The 25,967-nt window shown below is 65.1% G+C and carries 18 protein-coding genes and 6 tRNA genes; 13 read left to right on the top strand and 11 right to left on the bottom strand.

Annotation, left to right across the window (positions count from 1 at the left end):
• Window positions 1-47 precede the first annotated feature (47 nt).
• The 7 genes from IV454_RS18230 (at window position 48) to IV454_RS18200 (ending at window position 5,902) form a co-directional block, all read left to right on the top strand.
• Window positions 48-124: transfer RNA gene (locus IV454_RS18230), tRNA-Met, on the top strand.
• Between the two features lie 94 nt (window positions 125-218).
• Entirely contained in the window at window positions 219-452 is a 234-nt protein-coding gene (locus IV454_RS18225; RefSeq protein ID WP_206087229.1) for a hypothetical protein, read from the top strand.
• 93 nt (window positions 453-545) lie between these two features.
• Complete coding sequence (dbpA, locus tag IV454_RS18220) at window positions 546-1,955, top strand: ATP-dependent RNA helicase DbpA (protein WP_206087228.1); 1,410 nt, start codon at window positions 546-548, stop codon at window positions 1,953-1,955.
• Between the two features lie 386 nt (window positions 1,956-2,341).
• Window positions 2,342-2,974: a type VI secretion system-associated FHA domain protein TagH gene (tagH, locus tag IV454_RS18215; protein ID WP_054267206.1), complete on the top strand. Its 633-nt coding sequence runs from the start codon at window positions 2,342-2,344 to the stop codon at window positions 2,972-2,974.
• A complete protein-coding gene (locus tag IV454_RS18210) occupies window positions 2,967-3,740 on the top strand; it encodes a PP2C family protein-serine/threonine phosphatase (protein WP_206087227.1) in 774 nt (257 codons plus the stop codon). Before tagH ends, IV454_RS18210 begins: the two co-directional genes overlap by 8 nt.
• Window positions 3,737-5,419, top strand: a complete 1,683-nt coding sequence (locus IV454_RS18205; RefSeq protein ID WP_206087226.1) for a serine/threonine-protein kinase — start codon at window positions 3,737-3,739, stop codon at window positions 5,417-5,419. The genes IV454_RS18210 and IV454_RS18205 overlap by 4 nt, the downstream gene beginning before the upstream one ends.
• An 18-nt stretch (window positions 5,420-5,437) precedes the next feature.
• Window positions 5,438-5,902: a TssQ family T6SS-associated lipoprotein gene (locus IV454_RS18200; protein ID WP_206087225.1), complete on the top strand. Its 465-nt coding sequence runs from the start codon at window positions 5,438-5,440 to the stop codon at window positions 5,900-5,902.
• A 65-nt stretch (window positions 5,903-5,967) separates the two neighbouring features.
• On the opposite strand, the gene IV454_RS18195 is transcribed toward IV454_RS18200, so the two are convergent.
• From IV454_RS18195 to IV454_RS18145, 11 genes are all read right to left on the bottom strand, one after another.
• Window positions 5,968-6,543 (bottom strand): elongation factor P, encoded by a 576-nt coding sequence (locus tag IV454_RS18195; RefSeq protein ID WP_054267202.1) that lies wholly within the window; start codon window positions 6,541-6,543, stop codon window positions 5,968-5,970.
• A gap of 118 nt (window positions 6,544-6,661) precedes the next feature.
• Complete coding sequence (gene earP, locus IV454_RS18190; RefSeq protein WP_206087224.1) at window positions 6,662-7,837, bottom strand: elongation factor P maturation arginine rhamnosyltransferase EarP; 1,176 nt, start codon at window positions 7,835-7,837, stop codon at window positions 6,662-6,664.
• 202 nt (window positions 7,838-8,039) lie between these two features.
• Window positions 8,040-8,115 (bottom strand) — tRNA-Glu (locus IV454_RS18185).
• Between the two features lie 55 nt (window positions 8,116-8,170).
• Window positions 8,171-8,246, bottom strand: a tRNA-Ala gene (locus IV454_RS18180).
• A 65-nt stretch (window positions 8,247-8,311) separates the two neighbouring features.
• A tRNA-Glu gene (locus IV454_RS18175) sits at window positions 8,312-8,387 on the bottom strand.
• A gap of 139 nt (window positions 8,388-8,526) precedes the next feature.
• A tRNA-Glu gene (locus tag IV454_RS18170) sits at window positions 8,527-8,602 on the bottom strand.
• 59 nt (window positions 8,603-8,661) lie between these two features.
• A tRNA-Ala gene (locus tag IV454_RS18165) sits at window positions 8,662-8,737 on the bottom strand.
• A 64-nt stretch (window positions 8,738-8,801) separates the two neighbouring features.
• Complete coding sequence (gltX, locus tag IV454_RS18160) at window positions 8,802-10,196, bottom strand: glutamate--tRNA ligase (protein ID WP_206087223.1); 1,395 nt, start codon at window positions 10,194-10,196, stop codon at window positions 8,802-8,804.
• A 279-nt stretch (window positions 10,197-10,475) separates the two neighbouring features.
• Window positions 10,476-11,858 carry an IS1380 family transposase gene (locus IV454_RS18155; RefSeq protein WP_206092725.1) on the bottom strand — a complete coding sequence of 461 codons (1,383 nt, stop codon included), beginning with the start codon at window positions 11,856-11,858 and terminating at the stop codon, window positions 10,476-10,478.
• 649 nt (window positions 11,859-12,507) lie between these two features.
• Window positions 12,508-15,129: a YhaN family protein gene (locus IV454_RS18150; protein WP_206087222.1), complete on the bottom strand. Its 2,622-nt coding sequence runs from the start codon at window positions 15,127-15,129 to the stop codon at window positions 12,508-12,510.
• Entirely contained in the window at window positions 15,126-16,388 is a 1,263-nt protein-coding gene (locus IV454_RS18145) for a metallophosphoesterase family protein (RefSeq protein WP_206087221.1), read from the bottom strand. The genes IV454_RS18150 and IV454_RS18145 overlap by 4 nt, the downstream gene beginning before the upstream one ends.
• Window positions 16,389-16,690: 302 nt before the next feature.
• On the opposite strand from IV454_RS18145, the gene IV454_RS18140 reads away from it, so the two are divergent.
• From IV454_RS18140 to IV454_RS18115, 6 genes are all read left to right on the top strand, one after another.
• The gene (locus IV454_RS18140) at window positions 16,691-18,187 is read left to right on the top strand and encodes a vanadium-dependent haloperoxidase (RefSeq protein ID WP_206087220.1); all 1,497 of its coding nucleotides are present in this window, start codon (window positions 16,691-16,693) and stop codon (window positions 18,185-18,187) included.
• Between the two features lie 248 nt (window positions 18,188-18,435).
• The gene (locus IV454_RS18135) at window positions 18,436-19,791 is read left to right on the top strand and encodes an SWIM zinc finger family protein (protein WP_206087219.1); all 1,356 of its coding nucleotides are present in this window, start codon (window positions 18,436-18,438) and stop codon (window positions 19,789-19,791) included.
• The gene (locus tag IV454_RS18130; protein WP_206087218.1) at window positions 19,788-21,386 is read left to right on the top strand and encodes a DUF5691 domain-containing protein; all 1,599 of its coding nucleotides are present in this window, start codon (window positions 19,788-19,790) and stop codon (window positions 21,384-21,386) included. The genes IV454_RS18135 and IV454_RS18130 overlap by 4 nt, the downstream gene beginning before the upstream one ends.
• A 5-nt stretch (window positions 21,387-21,391) precedes the next feature.
• Window positions 21,392-22,474, top strand: coding sequence for an ATP-binding protein (locus IV454_RS18125; protein WP_206092724.1), 1,083 nt, complete (start codon window positions 21,392-21,394; stop codon window positions 22,472-22,474).
• Between the two features lie 7 nt (window positions 22,475-22,481).
• The gene (locus IV454_RS18120; RefSeq protein WP_206087217.1) at window positions 22,482-24,761 is read left to right on the top strand and encodes a DUF5682 family protein; all 2,280 of its coding nucleotides are present in this window, start codon (window positions 22,482-22,484) and stop codon (window positions 24,759-24,761) included.
• A complete protein-coding gene (locus IV454_RS18115; RefSeq protein ID WP_206087216.1) occupies window positions 24,751-25,908 on the top strand; it encodes a VWA domain-containing protein in 1,158 nt (385 codons plus the stop codon). The genes IV454_RS18120 and IV454_RS18115 overlap by 11 nt, the downstream gene beginning before the upstream one ends.
• Window positions 25,909-25,967 lie beyond the last annotated feature (59 nt).

Here is a 25,967-nt window from a genome sequence, read left to right as displayed (position 1 = left end):
GATCATTTGCACTTGCGGCGAAACCCCTGTACAATTCGCCGCTCAGACGCGGGGTGGAGCAGTCTGGCAGCTCGTCGGGCTCATAACCCGAAGGTCACAGGTTCAAATCCTGTCCCCGCAACCAAACACATTTTGAACTGAGCCCGACTCTTCACACAGCCGGGCTTTTGTTTTTAGAAAGGGACTAGCTGCCTTCAAGCCAGTCCACCGCGCTTCCCATGAGAGACAAAAAAGATAACGCGACCTTCGATCTGCCGGGGTTCGGCGCGGCTGCGCCGCTCGTCCATCCCCCAGCCGAAGCGCGCCGCACCACCGTGCCGCGCCAGCGCAAAGCCGCCCTCCGCCAGCAACAGCTCGAACTGCTCGACGAAACCGATGCCAGCGGCTTGCCGGTGTGGCGGCGCGACGACAATACCGACCTGACCGGCCTGCCCAACTGGGCTGCCGCGTAATTCCCCGGCGCGCCCGCCCAGCCGCGCCATCGCAGTTCATCCATCTCCGGTCGCCTGTTAGACTGAGGACCTCCCCTTTTGCCCGAGCACCACATGAATCCAAACGCCTTCGCCACCCTGCCGCTCACCGCCACCTTCCTGGCCAACCTGGACTCGCTCGGCTATCGCGAGATGACCGATATCCAGACCAAGAGCCTGCCGCACGTGCTCGACGGGCGCGACCTGATCGCCCAGGCCAAGACCGGCAGCGGCAAGACCGCCGCCTTCGGCATCGGCATCCTGCACAAGTTGAATCCCGCCTGGTTTGCGGTGCAGGGCCTGGTGCTGTGCCCGACGCGCGAGCTGGCCGACCAGGTGGCCAACGAACTGCGCCGCCTGGCGCGCGGCGAAGGCAATATCAAGGTGCTCACCCTGACCGGCGGTGCGCCCATGCGCCCGCAGATCGCCTCGCTCGAACACGGCGCCCACATCGTGGTCGGCACACCGGGCCGCATCCGCGATCACCTGGGCCGCGGCAGCATCGACCTGTCGAAGGTGCAGACCCTGGTGCTGGACGAAGCGGACCGCATGACCGACATGGGTTTCTACGACGAGATCGCCGGCATCGTCAGCGCCTGCCCGTCGCGCCGCCAGACCCTGCTGTTTTCGGCGACCTATCCGGACGATATCCGGCGCGCCACCGAATCGTTCCTGAGGAACCCGGTGGAAGTGGTGGTCGAAGCCCAGCACAGCGGCGACCAGATCGAGCAGCGCTTCTATGAAGTCGGCTTCGACAACCGCGACCAGGCCGTGGGCCGCCTGCTGAAGCACTTCAAGCCGGTCTCGGCGCTGGCGTTCTGCAACACCAAGGTCCATTGCCGCGAACTGGCCGACGAATTGCGCGCCCAGGGCTTTTCGGCGCTGGCGCTGTACGGCGAACTGGAACAACGCGAGCGCGACGAGATCCTGGTGTTGTTTTCCAACCGCAGTTGCTCGGTGCTGGTGGCCACCGACGTGGCCGCGCGCGGCCTCGACATCGCCAACCTGGGCGCGGTGATCAATGCCGACGTGTCGAAAGATACCGAAGTGCACATCCACCGTGTGGGCCGCACCGGCCGCGCCGGCGAATCGGGCCTGGCCCTGACCTTGTGCGCGCCGAACGAAAAGAAATGGGTCAAGCTGATCGAGCAATACCAGCACGCGCCGGTCAGCTGGCATCCGCTGGCGGAACTGGCCGACGATGGCGAAGCGGCGGCGCCGGCGCCGATGGTGACCCTGGTCATCATGGGCGGCAAGAAGGACAAGCTGCGCCCAGGCGACCTGCTGGGCGCGCTGACCGGCGACGCCGGGCTGACCAAGGAACAGGTCGGCAAGATCAATGTGTTCGAATTCATGACCTATGTGGCGCTCGACCGCCACGTGGCCGAGCAAGCCTTCCAGCGCCTCAACCTTGGCAACAAGCTCGGGCGCGACTTCGGCAACATCAAGGGCCGCAGCTTCAAGATGCGCTTTATCGACGCCTGAGGCAAGCCATGCGCGGGCGATGCCAGGGCAATGACCAAGAGCAAGGCCATGGTCATTGCCCTCGCCAAGGCCCCGGCCAAGGCCATTGCCAAAGCGATGCCGTACGGCATGCTGTTGCACAACGGATGAGCCGGGCTTTGCGGTGACGCACTTATGCAGCTACACTAAACGTGTCGCGCGTCCTGTTGCCCAGCAAATGATGAACAAATGAGCAGCAGGCCCGTCGCATGAGCACCCAGACCGGCGTTCATGTCAGAAGATACGGCAAATTGCGTTGTCATGAGGCAAAATGCGTAAATTAGGTTCATCCGATTGATGCGCTTAATCGTTAAATCTGGCATGATTGCTTGAGATAAACATCGACGCTACCCCGCGGCCCCGCACTCATGAATACTAACGTCGTGCTTGATGACATTGAAACACTGAAGCAGGCCTTCCTGCGTGGCGCCGGCATTCCCGCCGATGCGCTCGGTTCCGGCCTGACCCCGGAGTTGATGGAGCTGATGGGCAAGCTGCTGGCCAGCTCGCTGCAAGGCACCATCGATCTGCTGGCCCTGCGCTCCCTGGTCAAGCAAGAGGTCAAGGCCGATGTCACGATGGTGGTGATGCGCAACAATAATCCGCTCAAGTTTTTCCCGGACAGCCAGACCGTGCTGACCCAGATGCTGCGCAAGAAAATGCCCGGTTTCATGGAGCCGCTCGAGTCGATCGAGGATGCTTATCAAGACTTGCGCAGCCATCAGAAAGGCGTGGCCGCCGGCACCCGTGCCAGCATGGGCGCCATGCTGGCACGCCTGAAGCCGGAACTGTTCGAGACCGAAGTGTCGGGCGGCGGCATGATGGGCACCCTGATTCCCTCGCGCCGCCAGGCCGAGAGCTGGAAGAACTACAAGCAGGCTTACCACACGGCCGAAGCGGAAGCGAAAGACCAGTTCAAGACCATCTTCGGTCCCGCTTTCCTGGCCGCGTACGAGAAGGAAGTCGAGCGCTCGAACGCCGCCGGCACCAGCAATGGTTGAGCGCAACCCGATCCGCCTGGCCTGGACACGCATCAGTGAAATCGGCATGCGCGCCAGCAATCAGGACGCTGTCGGCGAAGCCCAGCACGGCGATATTTCCTGCTTCATCATCGCCGACGGCGCCGGCGGACACGAGGGCGGCGAGGTGGCCGCGAAGATCGTGGTCGAGTCGATGCTGGAAAAATTTGCCTCGGTTCCCGCCTTCGGGGCCCATGCTTTGCTGTCCTACACGGCCCACGCCATCGCAAGTGTGGCGAAAAACAAACAGATTCATGCCGAAAATCATGACATGAGCGCCACCGTGGCCGCCCTGCTGGTGGACCAGGCCAATGCCCATGCTTTATGGGCGCATCTGGGCGATACCCGCATCTACCTGTTCCGCGACACAAAGCTGGTCAGCGCCACGCGCGACCATAGCCTGACCCAGCAACTGATCGACGCCGGCTATGCGCGCGCCGACCAGCTGCGCATCCATCCCCAGCGCAACATCCTGTTCGCCGCCGTCGGCGCCGAAGGCGAAACCCCGGTCGCGCTCGGCGATGGCCCGGTCCAGCTGCTCGACGGCGACGCCTTGCTGGTGTGCAGCGACGGCCTGTGGGAATGGGTGCACGAAGACGAGATGGAACGCACCCTGGCCGAAGCGGGCAATAGCGAGCAATGGCTGACCGCCATGTGCGCGCTGGCCGAGGCGGCCCTGGAAGGCAGCGACAGAGTACGCGACAATTTCTCCGCGTACGCCATCCGCGTCGAGAGAGAGGTCGTATGAACGCCCACGCCCCCGGCTCCGAAAACTGCCTGCCGATCGGCACCAGGCTGGCCGACTTCGAAATCACCGGCGTGCTCGGTGAAGGCGGCTTCGGCATCGTCTACATGGCATTCGACCATTCGCTGCAGCGCAGCGTGGCCCTGAAAGAATACATGCCTGGTGTGCTGGCCACGCGCGCCAGCGACCACAGCATCATGGTGCGCGCCGAACGGCACCAGGAAACCTTCAACGTGGGGCTGAAAAGCTTCATCAACGAAGCGCGCTTCCTGGCCCAGTTCGACCACCCGTCGCTGGTCAAGGTCCACCGTTTCTGGGAACAGAACCGCACCGCCTACACGGCCATGCAGTATTACGATGGCCGCACCATCAAGGATATCGTCACCCAGAGTCCGGAACTGGTGACCGAAGTGTGGTGCAAGAAGGTGATGAAGCAGATTCTCGACGCCCTCGAGATGCTGTACACCATGAAGATCCTGCACCGCGACGTGTCGCCGGATAACATCATCGTGCAGGAAAGCGGCGACGCCGTGCTGCTCGACTTCGGCTCGGCGCGCCAGATCATCGGCGACCGCACGCGCGGCCTGACCGTGATCCTGAAACCCGGCTACGCGCCGGTGGAACAGTACGCCGGCGACGCCTCGCTCGACCAGGGACCGTACACCGACATTTACGCGTTGGCCGCGGTGATGTTTTTTGCCATCGTCAAGGAACCGCCCGCGACCTCGATCGCGCGCATGGTGCGCGATCCGGTCAAGCCGCTGGCCGAACGCGGCCTGCCCGGCTACAGCCAGGAATTCCTGGCGGCCATCGACAAAGGCTTGGCCGTGCTGGCCCAGGACCGTCCGCAGACCATCGACGCCTTCCGCGACCTGCTCGGCATCGAAGCCGGCGGCGAAGCGCCGCGCGCCCGCCCTACCGGCCCGGCCCAGCGCTTTGCCACGCTCGACCGCCTGCCCGATGCCGCGGCCGGCGCCGCCGCTGCCGCGCCGGCCGCTGCCGCCCAGCAATCGCCCGCCACCGGTCCGGTCAAGCCGAACCTGTCCAAGCCAGCCAGCGGCGCGCCCCGTCCGGATGGACAGGCACGCTCCTCGCGCCGTCCGAAACCGGAGACGGCCGAAAAACCGGTCAAACCGGCCAAGCCGGCCCGCAAGGGCTTGCCGCCCTGGACCGGGATTGCCGCCTCGGGCGTGGTGATGGTGGCCGCGATCGCGGTCGGCCTGTATTCGCTGCTGTCCAAGCCGTCCGATACGATCATGGTCGCGCCGCCCCAGCAGCCGCCTGCGGTGGCCGACGCTTCCGCCCTGCCGCCGCCAGCGGCCCAAACACCGGTGGCAGCCGTTGCCACCCCGGCCGAGGCGCCGGTGGCCGCCGACAACGCGAGCGCGGCCGTCCCCGCGCCGGCCGAGGCTGTCGCCGCCGCCGATGTGCTGGCCGACCCGGCCGCCGATGCGGCGCCCGAAACGTTCAACTATAAATTGTCGATCAAGCCATGGGGCACGATCTATGTCGACGGCAAGGAGGCGGGTGTCACGCCGCCCCTGAAAAAGCTGACCTTGCCGGCCGGAAAACACAAGATCCGGATCGCCAATCCCGGTTTCCAGGATTTCCTGTTGAGTATCGACGCCAGCAAAAACAAGTCACACACGATTGAACATGATTTCACAGCGCAGCCCAAATAAACGCATTAAGATCGAGGCATGAACCGAACCCGACACTTTCTGATTTTCGCCATGCTGGCCGGCGGCCTCGCGCTGTCCGGCTGCGCCACCGATCCGCCTGCCAAGACGAGCGCGGCAACGCCGCGCCCGCCGGCGCCGCGCCCGCCCACGCCACGTCCGCCGCCGCCGGTGGTGCCATCGGCGCCGGCCGCCAGCGCCGACCAGGTGGCGCTGAACGAAGGCATCGAACTGTATAACCAGGGCGCGTACAACGAGGCCATCAAGCGTCTCAGCGCGGCCGACATCAGCGCCGGCTCCAAGGCCAACCAGGTTGCCGCGCACAAGTACATCGCGTTCAGCTACTGCGTGACCTCGCGCCCGGTCCCGTGCCGCCAGCACTTCGACAAAGCCTTCAAGCTCGATCCCGCGTTCGCGCTGGCGCCGGGCGAAAGCGGCCATCCGCTGTGGGGTCCGGTGTTCGCCAAGGCGAAAAAAGCCAAATAGTTGCGCCGTACCGGCGAAAAAAAACGCTGCCCATGAGGCAGCGTTTTTTTTGAGCGGCAACGTGATCAGTTACGAACGACGCGCTTGTATTCGTTGGTGCGGGTATCGATTTCGATGACGTCGTCGGTGCTGACGAACAGTGGCACCTGAACCGAGTGGCTGTGCGCTTCGATGGCGTTTTCCAGCTTGGCTTCTTTCAGGACGTTGCCCGACGTATTGCCCTTGACCGCTGGCTCGGAGTAAGCAACCTTGCGTGCGATCGTGGTTGGCAGCTCGACCGAGATGGCCTTGCCGTCGTAGAACACGGCTTCGCATTCCATGCCGTCCTTCAGGTAATGCAGTGCATCGCCCAGGTTTTCTTCTTCGATTTCGTACTGGTTGTACTCGGTATCCATGAAGACGAACAGCGGATCGGCGAAATACGAGTAAGTCACCGGCTTCTTGTCCAGCACGACGACGTCGAACTTGTCGTCGCCGCGGAACACGTTTTCCATCGGGCTGTTGTTCAGAAGATTCTTCATCTTCCATTTGTAGGTGAAGCCCGTGCGGCTCGAGCCGTTGACATCGGAACGCAACACGATCATAGGCTTGCTGTCAACCATAATGATGTTGCCAACACGAATTTCTTTTGCAGGTTTCATAAAGAGTGTACGTAAAAAGTGGGTTGCATGAAAATCATCTGTCGCCCGCTGGCATAAAGCCGGAAGCTCACGTTTGATCGAGGTAAAAATACGTTAGAAATTAACCGAATATTGTACCTTATCCGGGGCGCGATGACCTAAGCGAAGCGGCAAAGTTCAGCAAATTACTGGTGAGATCGCCGTTTGCCAACATCTGGCGCTGCCATTCGTCGGCATGCGCATGCAAGGCGGGCAGCGCGGCGTCGAAAGCGGGCCAGAGGGGCGCCGGATCGGGTTCGTCTTGTGTGGCGCCATTCCAGCACAGCGACAGCGCGGACAGGCTGTCCAACCCCGCTGCGTAGCGTTGCAGGAAGGCACGCAGTTTTTTGTGGTGCAGGTTTTCATCTTGCGGATAGATGTGCCAGATGAAGGGGCGGCCGGCCCACTGGGCACGCACGAAAGAGTCTTCCCCGCGCACGAAGTTGAGGTCGCAAGCCCACAGCAGGCGGTCGTAGTCGGGCTGGGGCACGAAGGGCAGCACGCGCACCGTCAGCGCGCCACGGGTGGCTGCCGCGCCGGGCCTGGACGCCGATCCCAGGAAGGCGTCGACCGCTTGCGTCGCCACGCCTTCCGGCACCAGGCAGGTGATGGCTTGCGCTCCACCCTGCCAGGCGCCGAACAAGGCGGCGACGGGGGCGTGCGGGTAGCAAAACAGCGAGATTTTTGTCGATGCCATCTCCTGCGCCGTTAGGCCGAACTGGCCGAGAAAAGCGGCCATCACGGTGGCATCTGCCTGGAACTGGCGGCGTTCGCCGTCGAGCGCCGCTTCGCGCATCAGGCCGCCGGTTTTGGCGGTAAAGCCCGGGAAGAAAAAGTGCTTGGTCAGCGGCAGGCGCGGATGGGATGACGGCAAGGTGTGGCAGCCTTCGACCCACGCCTCGGCGGTCAAGCCTTCGAGGTTGAACCAGACCGGGCGCGGCTCGCACTGGGCCATGGCGGCAATGTAGCCGGGCGGGATGTCGCAGGCGAAAAATTCGATGACGATATCGGCGATGTCGGCTTGCGTGAACTCGCCATCCTGGGTGGTCCAGTGGCGCACGGTGACGCCATTGATCTGCTGGAGGGCGGCGCTGGGATCGACCTCGGGGCAGATGCGGCGGAAACTGGGCAGGTCGTCGACCCACAAGGTGACCACGATGCCGTGCTCGCGCTGCAACTGGCGCGCGAGGCGCCAGCAGATGCCGATGTCGCCGTAGTTGTCGACGACGCGGCAGAACAGGGCGAGGGTGAGTGCGGGGTCGCTAGGAAGAGACATACGATGTGATCCGGTTCGGCGCAATAGAAATACGGTTGACCTCAAACCGTCGTCCCCGCGCAGGCGGGGACCCAAGTCTGATGAGCCGTCGACTGCGCTTCAAACTTGGGTGCCCGCCTGCGCGGCACGACGGTGGATTTGCCTGCGCGGCCATGACCAGCAGACAATGCAAAAAGCCGCACAAGGCGGCTTTTGCACTAACTGGCGTCCCCAAGGGGATTCGAACCCCTGTACTCACCGTGAAAGGGTGATGTCCTAGGCCTCTAGACGATGGGGACCTGAACTGTTGCCAGGTAGTGGCAACTACCCGCAATGTACAAATACATCAAAACTTGGTGGAGGTAAGCGGGATCGAACCGCTGACCTCTTGCATGCCATGCAAGCGCTCTCCCAGCTGAGCTATACCCCCCATGTAACGCGAACTACTCGGCGCTGGAATAACAAAGAACCGTTTTCACGCCCCTCTGGTAAAACTGGCGTCCCCAAGGGGATTCGAACCCCTGTACTCACCGTGAAAGGGTGATGTCCTAGGCCTCTAGACGATGGGGACAGAAATCTGTCCTGGACGTATTCTACATCCTGACCTTACTTACCGCACCAACAAAAAACCCTGACTCGTCAGGGCGTTTAGTGATACTAAACTGCGACCGCATTGTACTACTTCGACCTGCTTTTTACTACTCGAATCCTGGCGTCCCCAAGGGGATTCGAACCCCTGTACTCACCGTGAAAGGGTGATGTCCTAGGCCTCTAGACGATGGGGACCCGGTACTGCAATCAGGTAGTGGCATCTACCTGCAACTCTTCACATCTGCTTCGATTAGTGGTGGAGGTAAGCGGGATCGAACCGCTGACCTCTTGCATGCCATGCAAGCGCTCTCCCAGCTGAGCTATACCCCCGTCCGTCGAAGAAGCAGAATTATATACTAGGGCTTGCAATATGCAAAGCCCCGGGCCCAACAATTTAAACGTTGGCTTTCAGGCGTGACAGAACCAGTTCACGGCCCAGCAGCACCAGCACCGCATCGATGGCCGGCGTCTGCAGCTGGCCGGTCAGCAAGAGGCGCAGCGGCATCGCCAGCACCGGCATCTTGATGCTGTTAGCGGCAAGCACTTCCTTGATCATCGCCGCCAGCGCTTCGCGGGTCCACTCGACCGTGGCGCAACGCTCGGCGAACTGGGCTACGACCGGCTTGACGGCGTCGGTCAGGTGCTGGGCCATCAAGGCCGCGTCCGGCTGTGGCGTGCGGTAGAACAGCATGGCCGCATCGGCCAGGTCGTTGACGGTGTTGGTGCGGTCCTTCATCAGGCCCAGCGCCGCGGCCAGATCAGGCGCACCGTCGAACTGGGCGCCGTTCGCTTCCATCCGCGGACGCGCCAGCGCGGCCAGACGGGTGTTGTCGGCCTGCTTGATATAGTGGTTGTTCAGCCAAGCCAGTTTTTCCAGGTCGAACTGGGCGGCGGAACTGGTCAGATGATCGGTGTTGAACCACTCGCAGAACTGCTCCATCGAAAAGATTTCATCATCGCCATGGCTCCAGCCCAGACGGGCCAGGTAGTTCAACATCGCTTCAGGCAAGATGCCTTTCGCCGGGTAATCCATGACGCTGACAGCGGAAGTGCGCTTGGACAGCTTTTTGCCTTCATGATCGAGGATCATCGGCAGGTGACCGTACTGCGGCAGCGGCGCACCGATGGCGCGCAGGATATTGATCTGGCGCGGAGTGTTATTGACGTGATCGTCGCCGCGCAGCACGTGGGTGATCTGCATGTCCCAGTCGTCGACCGCGACGCAGAAGTTATAGGTCGGCACGCCGCCCGGACGGGCGATGACCAGATCGTCCAGTTCTTTGTTGGAAATCGTGATCGTGCCCTTGACCACATCATCCCAGCTGACGTCGCCGTCGAGCGGGTTCTTGAAGCGCACCACTGGCTCACGGTCGGCCGGTACCGCAGGCAAGGTCTTGCCCGGTTCCGGACGCCAGGTACCGTCGTAGCGCGGCTTGTCGCCGGCGGCCGTGAAGCGCTCGCGCATGGCGTCGACTTCTTCCTTGGACGAATAGCAGTGGTAGGCAGTGCCCGCTTCCAGCATCTGGGCCAGCACGTCGCGGTAACGGTCCATGCGCTGCATCTGGTAAAACGGGCCTTCGTCATGCATCAGGCCGAGCCACTGCATGCCCTCGATGATGGCCTGCACCGCTTCAGGCGTGGAACGCTCGACATCGGTGTCTTCGATGCGCAGCACGAAGGTGCCGCCGAAATGGCGGGCATACGCCCAGCTGTAGAGCGCGGTGCGGGCGCCGCCAAGGTGGAGGTAGCCGGTAGGGCTGGGGGCAAAACGGGTGCGGACGACGGTCATGGGATCGGTATGCGTAGGTAAAGAGAAGTATTTTACAGCGTCGCCGCCGCGCCGCCCATCGCGGGCGGCGCGGCGGCGAAACAAAGCCGCGGCCTAGCCTGAATGTTTCATAAACTGCTGCCGCAGTGCCGGTTCGGCGATCCATGAGCTTCTCGGTGACGATCACGATGTCGCGGGCAATAGCCCGCCTACCCGATCAATCGGCAGATCAAATGGAGCGGTATGAGGTTGATGTTGGCGACGGAGTGGTCAATTCTCGGCAGACCGGACGTGTCTTACTCAGGACGAGTTCAAGGACTTGGCGGGCGTTGCCAAATACAGTCTTTCGGTCAACGTCTGTAGCAGATCTCTGACTGGACAGGCACTTGGTAAATGTAGAACGATCTTGTTCTTGCACTGCCTGACCTGCACGGCGATTTTGAACAGTTTGGAAATGACCGTTGATGGCTGCGCCTGCGACAGCGCGGTATGCCGCAGCCCTTCGGTGCGCAGTTGCTGCTGCAGGATGTAGGCCGCCGCGTGCAGCAACAGGCGCATGCAATTGGCGAGAAAGCTGGTGCAGGAGGTACGGTCGGCGGCGAGGTCATCCTTGAGATGCTTGATATAGTTTTCGGCCTGACCGCGCGCGCAATAGATATCCTCGTACAACATGCCGGCATCGAGTCCTGGCAGCGAGGTGACGATGAAGCGCGTGTTCTCGCCAAGGGCCATGACCTCGGCCTTGAGCAACACGCGCCAGGCTCTCGGCCAAGAACGCGCCTGGTAAGCAAATTCGTCGAACAGACGCACCGCATTGGGCACCACGTCCTGCGATTGTGCAGCCACCCACCGGTCAATGGCGCGAAGTCTGGTCGGCTCGGCCATCGCAAGGAGCTTGGGGTTGCAGGCGAAACCAAAAATGAAGTCCACGTTCGACATGCTGTCGATCAGGCTCATTAATTCAGGCCCGCTAAAATGTCCGTCGCCACGTACGAGAATATGAGTAGCGGGGAAGTGCTGACGAATCCGCGTCAGAACGCGCCGCATGATCATCGCGTTCTCTTCGCCAAATGGTCGCCTTCCGGGCCGCAGCACCGCCGCGATCAAGCCGCCCGACTGGCCGTCGAAAATCATCAGCGGCAAGTAGCAGGTCGAACCATAGTGGTGGTTGTAGAACGCCAGCGGCTGCTGGCCGTAGCACGCATCCTCGGAGTGATCCAGGTCGAGAATCAAGCTCTTTGGCGGGCTGGAAAAGCTGGCGATGAACTGTTCCACGAGCGCTTCGCTGACGCGGTAGATGTCCTGGCGACTGGCCGCATGTTCGAAGCGCGAGATCGTCGCCCCGGACGCCAGCGCGGCCTCGTCGTCGAACGGCAAACGGGCCGCGCCAAGTTTGAACATCGGGTCGTGGCGCAGGCTGTTCGCGTCATTGCCGTCTTCGTAACCGCAGCCGATCTGGTAGATGCGCTGTGTCAGAAGATCGTGATACGAATGGCTGACGTAACTCTGATGACGGCGGTCAGGCAAGGCCGCAGCGAGGCGCTTGGTCAAGCCAATCTGGAGGTCGACTCCGCGCAGCAAAACTGGACCGAGATCGGACGACAAACCCCCACCGGCGAAATCGGCGCGGACGCTGTGCGCGGGAATGGATGCAAAACGGAGCTGCTCTGGGGTAGAATTCATGTCGGGCAAGGTGGCGTTTTTGTTGACAGGGTAGGTTTCTAGATAACTCCCATTCTATCAATCACTTACGGCATTCTTGCCCTTTTTTATGCAAAATTCAGGCTAGAGGCTGACGACCTGCAGCAGCTGCGCCGGCACCTCGCGCTCGGCCACGCCAAGCAGGTGCGCATGGTGGGTGAACACGATCACCTGGTGGTCCCTGGCGAAATCGGCGATCGCGCGCAAGGCCAGCGCCGCGCGGCCATCGTCGGAAGTCATTAACACGTCGTCGAGCACCACCGGCAGGTCGTAGCCGGCGTCGCGCCGGATTTCCAGCGCGGCCAGCCGCAGCGCCAGGTAGAGCTGGTCGCGCGTGCCCTCGCTCAGGCCCTCGACATGCACTTGCCCGCCATTGTCGCGCTGCGCCAGCAGAATCGGCTTGGTCCCCGTATCGTCGCTGATCAGACGCACGAACAGGCCATCGGTCATCTGCTGAAAGTAGCGCGAGGCCGCCAGCAGCATCGGCCCCTGGGCCCGTTCGCGGAAACGCTTGAGCGCTTCAGTGAGCAAGGCATGCGCCAGCCGGGAGCGCATCCACGGCGCCATCGACAGCCGCACCCCCGCCGCATCGCGCTCCATCTGCTCGCGCGCTTGCGCCGCGGTATCGGCGCTATCGACCGCCTCCAGTGCGCGGCGCGCGGCCTCCTCGGCCTGGCGCGCGCTGTTCATGGCCTCGTTCAGCTTCTCCAGCTCGGCCGAGACCTGGTTTTGCTCGTCGTCCATGCGCTCGGCATCGTAGTCGCGCAACAGCACGCGCAACTCGTCCACCGGGCGCGACGATGCCACGGCGAGATCCTTGCGGGCGCGGTCCGCCTCGGCCTGGGCCTGGCGCTTGCGCTTCGATTGTTCCTCCGCCGCCGGCAGCGCCTCGGGCGCATCGACATTGGCCGCGCGGCACAGGCGCTCGAGTTCCGTTTGATGGCGCTGCGCCAGGCTTTCCTGTTCGCGCTGGCGCTCCTGGGATTCTTCCAGCGCCTCCTGCTTGCGCAAGCGTTCGCCGTCGACCTGCCTCGCTTGCGCGAGCCGTGTGCTGCGCCTTGAAACGGCGCCGCTGCTGTTCGCGCTCGCTACGCTTGCCCAGCGCCGTGCTGAGCGCGTGCTGGCGCCGTTCGATGTCGTTCTCGATCTCGCCCACCAGGGACCACAGGGTCGACAGCGAGCCGTTGGGCGGCGCGGCCACGCCAACCGCCGCAATTGCATCGCACAGATCGCTCACCAGCGCGCGTTCCGTTGCGCGCGCCAATTCCAGCTCGTCGGTCAGCGCTTGCAGGGTGCCGTTTTGCTCGCGTACATCGGCAAGCCGGGCCTGCCATTCGCGCAGCGCTTTCGGCGCCAGCTGCGGCAGGCCGTGCTCCGCCAGCCTGGCGTTCCAGCGTTCCAGCGCCGACGCCGTGCGCTGCGCAGTCGCGGTGCGTTCGAGTTCGAGCTCGGCCAACTGCTGCGCAAGCCGTGCCAATTCATCCTGGCTGCCCTGCAGCTGCGTTGCGCGTTCGGTGTCGCGCGCCAGCTCGTCGATCAGCCGGTCGGCGTCGCGGATACCGGTCTCGACGGTGTCGAGCAGTGCGCCGGACGCTGGCGTGCCGCCGGCGTTGGTGTCACGCACCTGCGCCCAGTGGCCGTCGCGCTGCTCACGCGCGGCGCGCACCTGTGTCATCGTGGGTACCGCGCCGGCCGCCAGCAACTGGTCGCGTTTGGCCGCGGCCCCGGCGTGCTCCGTTTTCAGCTGCGCAAGCTGCTTGCGCAGGGAGACCAATTCGGCCTCCGCCGTGTCGAACTCGTCGCGCGCGGCCTCGATTTCACTGTCGAGCAGCGCACGCACCCTGCCCAGCGCCACCTCATCCGCCAAACCCAGTGCCGCCACATCGGCCGCGATCTGCCGCTCCAGCTGCCGGATGTCGGCCGGAAGCTGCTCCTTGCGCTTCATCAGCGCTTCCTTGCGCTTGGCCTCGTCCTGCACCCCACGCAGGGCGCTCACCAGCCCCGCTGACGGCAGAGAGTCGGCGGCCTGCTCGTCGTCCTCGGGCGGGAGTGCCGATTCCAGATGCTGGTGCAGGCGCTGCTGCGCCACCTTGAATTCTTCCAGCACGGCGTCGATCCGGGCGCGCGCGGCCGGCGCCGGCGCCAGGGCCAGCACGGCGTGCGCCGCCGCGCCGGGCAGGATGCCGGCGGCACATTCGTCCAGCACGCGACGCGTATTACTTACCTGGTCCGTTGTGTCGGCAATCGCGTTACGCAGGGTGTCGAACGATTCCGCGTTGGCGGCCAGACGCTCGATGCGGGTTGCCGCGTCGAGCACCGGCTGGTCCGGCGCCAGCGCCTTGAGCTGGGAGGACAAACGCTGCACGGCGTCTTGCGCCGCTTGCGCATTCTGATAGGCGGCCGCCAATCCCGCTTGCGCCAAAGCCCGCTCGGTGGGGGCGTTTTCCGCCAGCAGCGGCGCGTTGTCCAGTTCGGCGAGGATCTCGCTGGCCGTATCCTGGCTGCGGATCAGCGGCCCCACGCCGCGCAGCTCGGACAGGCGCAGTTGCCGACGGTTGGCCTCGTCGTGGCGCACTTCCAGATCGGCCAGCCGCTGTGCCGCCAACTGGTGCTGCTTGAACAGTTCCGCCCACGCCGCCGGCTTGATCAGCGCATCCTTGAAGGCGTGATGATGTTCGCCGTAGTTGCGCAGCGCTTCGTTGATGCGTCCATTCTTGGCACGCGTGCCCGGCATGAAGTAGCTGCGGGCCGACAGGTCGAGCCGCTCCAGCACCGATGGAATGCTGCGCACCCCGGCGCTGGCCTCGAACAAGGCCGCGCCGATCTCGCCGTGCCCGGCCAGCAACGCCTCGCCGCCGTTGCGCAGGCGCTCGTGGTCGAGGCCGAACATGGCCTCGTAATCCTCTTTCGACAGGCCGCAGGTGATCAGCGCCTCCACATCCGGCGTGACGGGGCTGCCGTCGGCATATTGCAGGGTGTTGCTGCGGCCCTTGCGGCGCATGATGTGATACGACTTGCCGTTGCGGTCCACCAGCACGCCTCCCAGCAGCATGTCGGGGTATTTATGCACGAAGTTATCGCGGCTCTGCTGCGGTATGCCGAAGCGCAGGTCCGAGATCGCGCGCAGGGTCGACGATTTGCCCGCTTCGTTGGGACCGTGCACAAACACCACGTTTTGTCCGGCGCTGCCGAAATCGAGCTTGCGGTCGGTGAAGGGGCCGAAGGCGGTCAGGTGCAGTTCGCGCAGTCTCATCGTGCGATTCCTTCCATGCCGCCAAGGTGGGCAAGGACGGTGGCCTCGGCGTCTGCCAGCAGCGCGCGCAGCGTTTCCGGCGCCAAGGCCGCGGGGTCGCAATCGGCCAGGCCGGGCGGCAAGGTTCCCAGGCCGCCGAGCTGCGCCAGCGCCCAGGCGCGCAATTGTTCCTCGCTGGACGCGATCTCGTCGACCAGCTGCACCACCTCGCCGACCGCGTCCGCGCGCTGGAGGGCGGCAGCACGGTCGAGCGGCGAGCGCAGGTCGAGCTGGACTTCCTCGACCCATAGGTCGGCGCCTTCGAAGTCCTGGGTGCCGGCCTGGATCGCGGCGGCGATGGTGCCCGGCTGCTCGGCCTCGATCCGGTGCAGCTCGGTCTGGCCGCTGACGATCACCCGCAGCGCATGCAGGCGCTCGTGCTCGCCGGCCACCAGCTCGCCTGCGGCCTGCATGAAGCGCTGGCGCAAGGCATTGACGTCGGCCGCGCCACTCGCATCGAGTTGCAGCCGGTGCCAGCGCACCACGTCGAGCGGCACGAACTGGGCGCTGGTGATGGCACCGCCGGACACCGTCACCAGTTCGCAGCCCTTGGGCCCGATCTCCTTGGCGTGGCGCCCCTGCAAATTACCGGGATAAACGATGCGTGGACCGGCCTCGCGCACGACCTCGCGCGCATGCACGTGGCCGAGCGCGAAATAATCGTAGCCCTTGGCGCACAGCGCCTCGACCGTCGTCGGCGCATACACATCGTGCCCGCCCCGCCCGTTCAGGCTGGTGTGCAGCACGCCGATGTTGAACATATTCGCGCTGGCATCGGGATAATGCTCGACCAGGTCTTCCGGCACGGCGCGGTTGGGGAAGCTGCGTCCGTGCAAAGCCACGCCGAGCTCGTCGATCGTGACTGTCTCGACCGAGGTCGACTTGAACGTATGGACTCCCTCGACCGGCGGAAGCTGTTTGGTGATCTGGCTTTCGGCGTCGTGATTGCCCTTGACGATGAAGACGCGGACGCCGACCCGCGTCATGCGCACCATCTGGTCGCGAAAAAACAGGCCAGTGCGGAAATCGGCCCAGTTGCCGTCGTAAATGTCGCCCGCCAGGATGACGACATCGACCGCTTGCTCGATGGCGAGGTCGACCAGGGCGGACAAGGCCCGGCGGGTGGCGCCGCGCAACTCTTGCACCGGCGCGCCATCGTAGCCGTTCAGCCCGCGCAAGGGGCTGTCGATGTGCAAATCGGCGGCGTGGATAAATTTCATGATCTGACCTTGGAAAAGTGAGCTCGACAGGCGGCAGCCGTATTGTAGTGGCAACTGGAAAGGATTTGCTTGCTCTTGTGAATTGCGAATCGTGCGCCCGCCGGCTCGACCATGACCGGACCTCGGCGGTTCCGCACGCGGGCCAGCGACGATCCCTGTTTTCGCTGCGGTACTGCCGCTGCGGCTGCTCAAGAAGCGGATGGCGGCAGCGGGCTATCGTCGCCACGTAAGCCCTCATCGCAGACCATGCCACCAGGCATCCCGCGCTTCCCGGCCGGAAGCCACCTCTCTGGGAAACCACCATGAAACGACGCACGTTCTTAACGATAGGCGGCACCGCCGCTGTCGGCAGCGCCCTGACGGCTTGCGGCGGATCGGACCGGTCGCCTCCTCCATACCAGCCGCTACCAGCGCAATCGGGGACGGTGATTGCCTGGAATATCAGTGCAATCGACGCCGTGCGCGCCACCCGCATGGCGCCGCCCATCGCCGCGCGCGCGGTGGCGATCGTGCACAGCGCCATGTATGAAGCCTGGGCCGCCTACGACAAGGTCGCCCTCGGCCAAGTCCTTGGCTCCCAGCTGCGCAGGCCGCCCGCCGAATGCACGCCCGCCAACAAGGCGCTGGCGATCAGCTTCGCCGCTTATGCGGCCCTGCTCGATCAGTTTCCCAGCCAACAAGCCGCCTTCGATGCGCACCTCGCCGCGATGAACAGCCGGCCAATCGACGCCTACAACAACAGCGCCACCGCCCCGCGCGTGGGCACCATTGCCGCCCACGCCGTGCTCGACCAGCACCGCGCCGACGGCGCCAACCAGAACGGCAAGCTGACACCAGGCGGGATCGCCTTCGCCGATTACAGCGGCTACCAGCCACGCAACCCGCCGCTGCTGCTCACCCAGCCCACGCCGCGCGCCAACATCCCCTTCCCCGGCCTGTGGCAACCGCTGTCATTCATCGATGCCGGCGGCGTGCCCCGCACGCAAGCGTTCCTGACCCCGTTCTGGGGCAAGGTGCGCCCGTTCGCCCTGGGCGCCGGCAGCCAGTTCCGCCCGCCGCCGCCCGCCCCCTTCGGCAGCCGGGAATTCATCGACCAGGCCGAACAGAGCGTGCAGATCCAGGCCAGCCTGACCGAACGCCAGAAGGTGATCGCCGACTTCTGGGCCGGCGGCACGATTGGCGAATTGCCCGGGTCCTACTGGTGCCACGTCGCGCGACTCATATCGGAGCGCAACGATTACAGCGACGATGACGACGTCAAACTGTTCTTCGCCCTCGCCAATGCGGTGTTCGACGCCAGCATTGCCACTTGGGATACAAAGCGCGCCTACGAGTCGGCGTGCCCGATCAGCGCCATCCGCTACCTGATGCAGGGCCGCATCGTCGACAGCTTCGGCCCGGCCGGTCCCGCCGGCGGGCTGCGTCCGGTCGCCGGCGAAGCCTGGATGCCCTTCCACTTGGCGAGCGCGCCCGCGCCCGCCTTCCCCGACCACGTATCCGGCCACAGCACCTTCAGCGCCGCCTCGGCCGAGATCCTGCGCCGCTTCAGCGGCAGCGACGTCTTCCGCCATTCGGTGACCATCCCCGCGCACTCGCTGCTGTTCGACCCGGCCCTGCCGTCCGCGCCGGTCACCCTGGCGTGGGAAACGTTCAGCGATGCCGTGGCTGAAGCGGGCGTCTCGCGCGTCTACGCCGGCATTCATTTCGAGCGTGCCAGCGCGGACGGGCGTACCCTGGGAAAACAGGTCGGCGCCGCCGTGTTCGCACGCGCGCAGACGCTCTGGCTGGGTCAGGCATGACCCGCCAGCCCGGTCCCGGAATGCAAGCGCCCTGGCTGGGTCAGGTTTGATCCGCCAGCCAGGGTCGGGAATGCAAGCGCCCTGGCTGGGTCAAGTCTGATCCGCCAGCCTGGGCCGGGAACGCACCCGGCCCGGGCAATCCTGATCGCCTTTCTGGCAAAAAAGACTTCCCAAAATTAACGTCAGCGGTTAACTTACTATCTTTAATCATTTGCCAACGGTCGTGGGCCGGTGGCATTGTTCCTCCCATGACTTTGAACGCCGATCAAATCCTCGCACTGGCGCCCGATGCGAGTTCCGCCAAAGCCGGCAGCCAGCTGGCAGGGCCCGCCAAGTGGGGCAACCTGGGCCGGACCGACACCGCCGTGTGGGGCGAATGCCAGGGCAGCGGCAAAGTCCCCTACCGCACCCAGATCGACCTGGCCGAGCCAGCCTTCAAGTGTTCCTGCCCCAGCCGGAAGTTTCCCTGCAAGCATGGCATCGGCCTATATCTCTTACTGACCAGCAACGCCTCCCTGTTCGCGGCCGGCGCGCCGCCACAGTGGGTCGCCGACTGGATCGATAGCCGCCAGCAGCGCAGCGAAAAGAAACTCCAGAGCGCCGCCGACAAAGTCATCGCCACCACACCGGAACAGGCGGCAGCCCAGGCCGCGGCGGCGCAAAAACGCGAGGACAAGCGCGACAGCAAGGTCGCGGCCGGCATCGCCGAACTGCACACCTGGCTGGAAGACCTGGCGCGCGAAGGCTTGTCCACCCTGCGCGCACGCGGCCCGGCCTTCTGGAACGACATTGCCGCGCGCATGGTCGACGCCCAGGCCGGCGGCCTCGCTGCGCGCCTGCGCCGCGCCAGCGGCATGTGCTTCGACACCACCCTGCCCGACTGGGAAACCCAGCTGGCGCGCGAACTGGCATCGATCTACCTGCTCGGCACCGCCTGCCGCCGCCTGCCGGAGCTACCGCCGGAACTGCAAAGCGACGTCCGCACCCTGGTCGGCTGGACAATCAGCCAGGAAGACGTACTGGCCCAGGCCGGCGTGCGCGACCGCTGGCAAGTGCTGGCCCAGCACACCAGCGATAGCGAGCGCATCCGCGCGCGCACGACATGGCTGCGCGGCATGGCGAGCGGATGCTGGGCCATGATCCTGCAATACGCCGCCGGCACCCAGGGCTACGACAAGGTGCTCGCGCCCGGCACCCAGTTCGACGCCGAACTATGCTTCTATCCCAGCGCCTATCCGCTGCGCGCCCTGATCAAGGAGCAAGATGCCGTCAGCCCGCTCGATACCAGCCTGGCGAGCGCCCCCACGCTCGACGCCTCGCTGGCAGCCTACGCCGACGCGCTGGCACGCAACCCTTTCCTCGACCGCTTTCCGCTCGCGCTCGGCGCCATGGTGCCGCGCGCCGGCGCCGCGCCCCACCTGGCCGGCGCCGACGGTCGCATCATTCCCTTGCATGCCGGCTTTCGCCACCTGTGGCCGCTGCTCGCGCTCAGCGGCGGCCATCCGGTGACGGTGATCGGCGAATGGGACGGTTACGCCATCGTCCCGCTCAGTGTGTTCGCCGAAAATCGCTTGCATTATTTTGACAACGAGACCGTAGCATGAGTTCCCAGCTCCCGATAAAGATTCACAAGACGCTACAGATCGGCACCTCGCGCGCCGCCCCCGGCTTCGACGACGACCTGCCGCTGGCCCTGCGCGAGAGCGTGCGCAGCCGTCCCGGCGCGGCTGGCGCCACCCCGGAAGAACACCTATGGCTCTCCCTGGCCGCCCATGGAGTGTGGCAGCGCGCCGGCCATCAACCGGGCGCGCCGGAACTGCCCGAACCCGTGACACAATCGAGCGACAGCGATACCCTGCGCCCCTGTCCGGCGCAGGCCGAACGCGCGCTGGCGCTGCTGCTGCAAGATGAATATCCGCAAGTGCGCTCCGAATGGCTGCGCCTGGCCAACGCGCACAAGTGCCGCCTGCCACCGCGCCTGCTGCCGGGGGTGCTGGACATGGGGAGTGCGCAACGTCCCTTGCGCGCGCTGATCGACGGCGTGCTCGGCGCGCGCGGCCACTGGCTGGCCAGGCAGAATCCGGCCTGGAACTGGGTTGGCGCCGACACCGACGACGTGCGCTTGCTGTGGGACGAGGGCAATATCGAACAGCGCGCCAACGCCCTGCGCGACATGCGCGCACGGGATGGCGGCGCCGCCCTGCAAGAGCTGCAGGCGGCCTGGCCGAGCGAAACGCCGGAACACCGCGCCACCCTGCTCGGCTGCCTGTCGGTGAGCCTGAACCTGGCCGACGAAACCTTCCTGGAAAGCGCACTCGACGACAAACGCAAGGAAGTGCGCAAGGTGGCCCAGCGTCTGCTGGCCGGCCTGCCCGGGTCGCAGCTGGCGCAGCGCATGCTGGCGCGCGCCGCGCCGCTGCTGCGGGTGGAACGCAACGGCGACTCGACCCACCTGCTGGCCGACGTCCCGAACGAGCGCGACAAAAGCATGCAGCGCGATGGCGTCGGTGCCGGCCTCTACCCCGCGATGGGCGAAAAATCGGGCTGGCTGGTCGACATCCTGGCTGCCGTGCCGCCGACGTACTGGTCGACTACCTTCGACGCCTCGCCGCGCACCTGCCTGACCCTGGCCATGGCCAGCGAGTTCAAACACACCTTGCTGCTGGGCTGGTCGAGCGCCCTGCAACGCAGCTTGCAGGCGGGCTACGATAGCGGCCTGCACGCCTGGTTCACCGCCTTCCTCGACCTGTATTTAAAGTCGTCCGGCATCCACACCCACATGCCGCGCGATTTTTTCAGCCTGTTCGGCGCCCTGCCCGCCAACGCCGCCGACGACTTGCTCGCCACCCTCGTCGAAGCGACCCCGGCAAAGTGGATGCGCGCCCATTCGAACCTGATCGACCTGCTCGACGACGCCGCCAAGAGTGCGCAGCGCAACTGGCCGCTGGCCTTGTCCAAGGCCGTGGTCAGCCGCATCCAGGCCGGCTGCGCGGCCAACACCTTGCAAAGCTGGTCGCTGAGCTACACGATGGCCTCGCTGGCGCTGGTGCTCGACCCGGCCGCCATCGACGCCTACGAAAACGGCTGGCCGAAAGACATCCCCGAGTTCGCGCAATGGGAAGACAGCGTCGACAAATTCCTGCGCACCCTGCGTTTCCGACACGATATGTATCTACCTTTTCAGGAGCAATCTGCATGACCGCCATTTCTACCATCCTGCGCCAGCACGCCGAAACGCAGTACGCCGAGGAACTCGCAGCGCTGGCCGCGGTCGACACGCGCCAGCGGCCGCCGCGCTGGAAACTGTCGCCGTGGGCCGTGTCCACCTACCTGCTGGGCGGCACCCTGGACAATGGCGTGGAGATCAGCGCCAAGTACATCGGCAATGCGCGGGTGATCGAAATCGCCGTGGCCACCCTGGCCACCGACCGCGCCCTGCTGCTGCTCGGCGTGCCGGGCACGGCCAAGTCGTGGGTGTCGGAACACCTGGCCGCCGCCATCAGCGGCGATTCGACCATGATCGTGCAGGGAACCGCCGGCACCAGCGAAGAAGCGGTGCGCTTCGGCTGGAATTACGCGCAACTGCTGGCCAAGGGGCCATCGATGGAAGCGGTGGTGCCGAGCCCGATCATGCGCGCCATGCGCGACGGCAAAATCGCCCGTGTGGAAGAACTGACCCGCATCCCGAGCGAAGTGCAGGATAGCCTGATCACCATCCTGTCGGAAAAAATGCTGCCGATCGCCGAACTCGACGACGAAGTGCTGGCGCAAAAAGGATTCAACATCATCGCCACCGCGAACGACCGCGACCGTGGCGTGAATGAACTGTCGAGCGCGCTCAAGCGCCGCTTCAATACCGTGGTGCTGCCGCCGCCGGCCACCGCCGACGAGGAAGTGCGCATCGTCGAAACCCGCGTCGCCAGCCTCGGCCGCGCGCTGGAATTGCCCGGCGAAGTGCCGGCGCTGGAAGAAATCCGCCGCGTCGTCACCGTGTTCCGCGAACTGCGCGCCGGCGTCACCACCGACGGCAAGCGCAAGATCAAGGCTCCCAGCGCCAGCATGAGCACGGCCGAAGCGATTTCGGTCATCACCAACGGCATGTCCCTGGCCGCCCATTTCGGCGACGGCACCATGCGCGGCGCCGACGTGGCCGCCGGCATGATCGGCGCCATCATCAAGGACCCGGTCCAGGACCGGGTCGTCATGCTGGAATACCTCGAAACCGTGGTCAAGGAACGCGAAGGCTGGAAAGACCTGTACCGGGCCTGCCGCGACGTGATGAATTGACTGGCCGATGAGCGTTCATTTATTCGGCATCCGCCACCACGGTCCGGGCTGCGCGCGCAGCCTGGCGCAAGCCTTGCAGGCGCTGCAGCCGGACTGCATCCTGATCGAAGGCCCGCCCGAGGCCGACGAGCTGATCGCCTTCGCCGCCGATCCGGCCATCAAGCCGCCGGTCGCGCTGCTGGTCTATGTGCCGGCCACGCCGCAGCGCGCCGTGTTTTATCCGTTCGCCGAGTTTTCGCCGGAGTGGCAAGCCATGCGCTACGCCACCGCCAACGGCGTGCCGGTGCGCTTTTGCGACTTGCCGCAGTCGCACCGGCTGGCCGAAGCGGAAGCGGCCGAGCCGGCTGAAGGGCAATCCGGCACCGGCGAGTCCGAAGCCGAGTCCGGGTCCGGCACCGACGAGCTGCACGAAGATCCGCTGCAATGGCTGGCCAACGCGGCCGGTTTTTCCGACACCGACACCTGGTGGGACCATCTGGTCGAGCAGCGTTCCGACAGCCTCGACCTGTTCGCCGCCATCGCCGAGATGATGACCACGGTGCGCACCGACATCGCCGGTCCGCCCGATCTGCGCGAGCAGCAGCGCGAAGCGTGGATGCGCAACGCCATCCGCCTGGCCGAGAAGCAGGGCCACCAGCGCATCGCCGTGGTCTGCGGCGCCTACCACGTGCCGGCGCTGGCAACCATGCCGTCCGCCAAGAGCGACAATGACTTGCTCAAGGGCTTGCCCAAGGTCAAGCTGGCCGCGACCTGGACCCCCTGGAGCTACGGCCGCCTGGCGTTTCGCAGCGGCTATGGCGCCGGCGTCACCGCGCCCGGCTGGTATCACCACATGTGGAGCCACCCGGCCCAGGCCAGCCTGTACTGGCTGACCGATGTCGCCATCCTGCTGCGCAAGCACGACCTGGACGCGTCATCGGCCAGCATCATCGAAGCGGTGCGCCTGGCCGATACCCTGGCGGCCATGCGTGAGCGGCCCCGTCCGGGCTTGGGCGAGCTGCAGGAAGCGGTGCGCGCCGTGTTCTGCTACGACAGCGACACCCCGCTGCGCCTGATCCACGACGCCCTCCTGATCAACGACCGCCTGGGCGAAGTGCCGCCTGGCGTGCCGACCCTGCCGCTGCCGCAGGACGTGCAAGCCCAGCAAAAGCGCCTGCGCCTGCCGGTGCGGGCCGACCACAGCCAGCTCGAACTCGACCTGCGCCAGCCGGCCCATCTGGAAAAAAGCGTGCTGCTGCATCGCCTGGCGCTGCTCGGCGTCGACTGGGGCCGTGCCGAACGTGTCACTGGCAAGTCGGGCACCTTCCACGAATGGTGGCGCCTGGCATGGGAGCCGGAATTCGCCATCCGCCTGATCGAAGCGAACGTTTGGGGCGGCAATGTCGAAGCGGCCGCCACCGGCAAGGCGGTCAGCCTGGCCAACGAGGCGAGTACCCTTCCCGAGCTGACCGCGCTGATCGAACGGGTGCTGCTGGCCGACCTGCCGCAGGCGGTCGATTTGCTGATGCAGCGTATCCAGCAAGTCGGCGCGCTCACCCCCGACGTAGGCTTCATGCTGGCCGCCCTGCCGCCGCTGGCCAAGGTGCTGCGCTACGGCAGCGTGCGCGGCACCGATACCAGCGCCATCGGCCAGGTGGTCGAAGGCCTCGTCACGCGCGCCTGCATCGCCCTGCCCTTCGGCGTGCTGGGCATGGCCGACGAACCGGCGGCCGAACTGGTGAAACAGCTGATCGGCGCCGACCGCGCCATCCGCCTGATCCAGGACGAGGCGCTGCTGGACGCCTGGTTCGGGGCGCTCGACCAAGTGGCGGGCAATGAACTATCGCATCCTTTGATCAGCGGCCGCTGCGCCCGCATTTTGTCGGAGCAAGGCTACTGGGACCAGGAACGCACCGCGCGCGCGCTGGCCTTGCGCTGTTCGCATGCGAGCGCCCCGCTGGCCAGCGGCAATTGGCTCGAAGGCTTCCTGCAAGGCAGCGCCGCGCTACTGCTGCACAACGACAGCCTGTGGAGTCTGGTCAACAACTGGATCAACCGCCTCGATCCGGACAGCTTCGTCGAACTGCTGCCGCTGCTGCGGCGCACCTTTGGCGCCTTTGAAGCGCCGGAGCGGCGCCAGCTGAGCGAGCGCGCCGGCAGCGCCGGCGGCGCCGGCGGCACGCTGGCCGTCGCCGCGGCCGCCGGCAGTGTCGATGAAGCGCGCGCGCGGCTGGTGCTGCCGGTGCTGGGCATGATCCTCGGCGGCAGCGCCGCAACATCAACACCGGAGACCTCGCATGTCGCATGAGCTCACCCCGCAGGAACAAAGGCGCCGCTGGCGCATGGTATTGGGCAGCGAGCCGAACCAGCCGGAAGTGTCCCTGGATGCGCACGACCTGGCCATGGACCGGGCCCTGTCGGCCCTGTACAACCCGGCGCCGGGACGCAATGGCGGGCTGGGCGCATCGGCGCCGAACGTATCGCGCTGGCTGGGCGATATCCGCCAGTATTTTCCATCGAGCGTGGTGCAGGTGATGCAGAAAGATGCGCTGGAACGGCTGGGCCTGGAGCAAATGCTGCTGGAACCGGAAATGCTCAAGGCGGTCGAACCGGATGTGCATCTGGTCGCCACCCTGCTCAGTCTGAATCGGGTGATGCCGAACAAGACCAAGGAAACGGCGCGCGTGGTGGTGCGGCAAGTGGTGGACGAGCTGGAGCGCAGGCTGGCCAGTCCGTTCCGGCAGGCGGTGGCGGGTAGCCTGAACCGCGCCACCCGCAACCGCCGCCCGCGCCATCACGAGATCGACTGGCTGCGCACGATCCGCGCCAACCTGCGCCATTACCAGCCCGAGTACCGGACGATTATTCCGGAAACGCGCATCGGCTTCGGACGCAAGGGGCAATCCTTGCGCGACATCGTGCTGTGCATCGACCAGAGCGGTTCGATGGCGCCGTCGGTGGTGTACGCCAGCGTGTTCGCGGCGGTGCTGGCCAGTATCAAGGCGGTCACTACCTCGGTGGTGGTGTTCGATACGGCCGTGATCGACCTGACCTCGATGCTGGCCGATCCGGTCGATGTGCTGTTCGGCACGCAACTGGGCGGTGGCACCGATATCAATCGGGCGCTGGGCTATTGCCAGGGTTTGATCGAACGGCCGGCCGATACCATTTTCGTGCTGATCAGCGATTTGTACGAGGGTGGGAATAATGCGGAGATGCGCAGGAGAGCGGCGGCGATGGTGGCCGCTGGTGTGCAGGTGATTGTGCTGCTCGCGCTCGACGATAACGGGGCGCCCGGTTATGACCACGCGAACGCGGCGTATTTCGCGGCGCTGGGCGCACCGTGTTTTGCGTGCACGCCGGATTTATTTCCAGAGTTGATGGCGGCTGCGATCAAGCGCAGCGATGTGGGACAGTGGGCTGCGGAGGCGGGAATTGTGGGGATCAAGCCCTAACTCGTCGTTCCTGCCATCGGCAGAAACGACTTCCCACGCAGGCGGGAACGCATGCACTC

The organism is Massilia antarctica (assembly GCF_015689335.1).
GTDB classification, from domain to species: Bacteria; Pseudomonadota; Gammaproteobacteria; order Burkholderiales; family Burkholderiaceae_D; genus Telluria_A; species Telluria_A antarctica.
The sequence above is the reverse complement of the archived record's forward strand: the minus strand, read 5'-3'. Positions and strand labels throughout refer to the sequence as shown.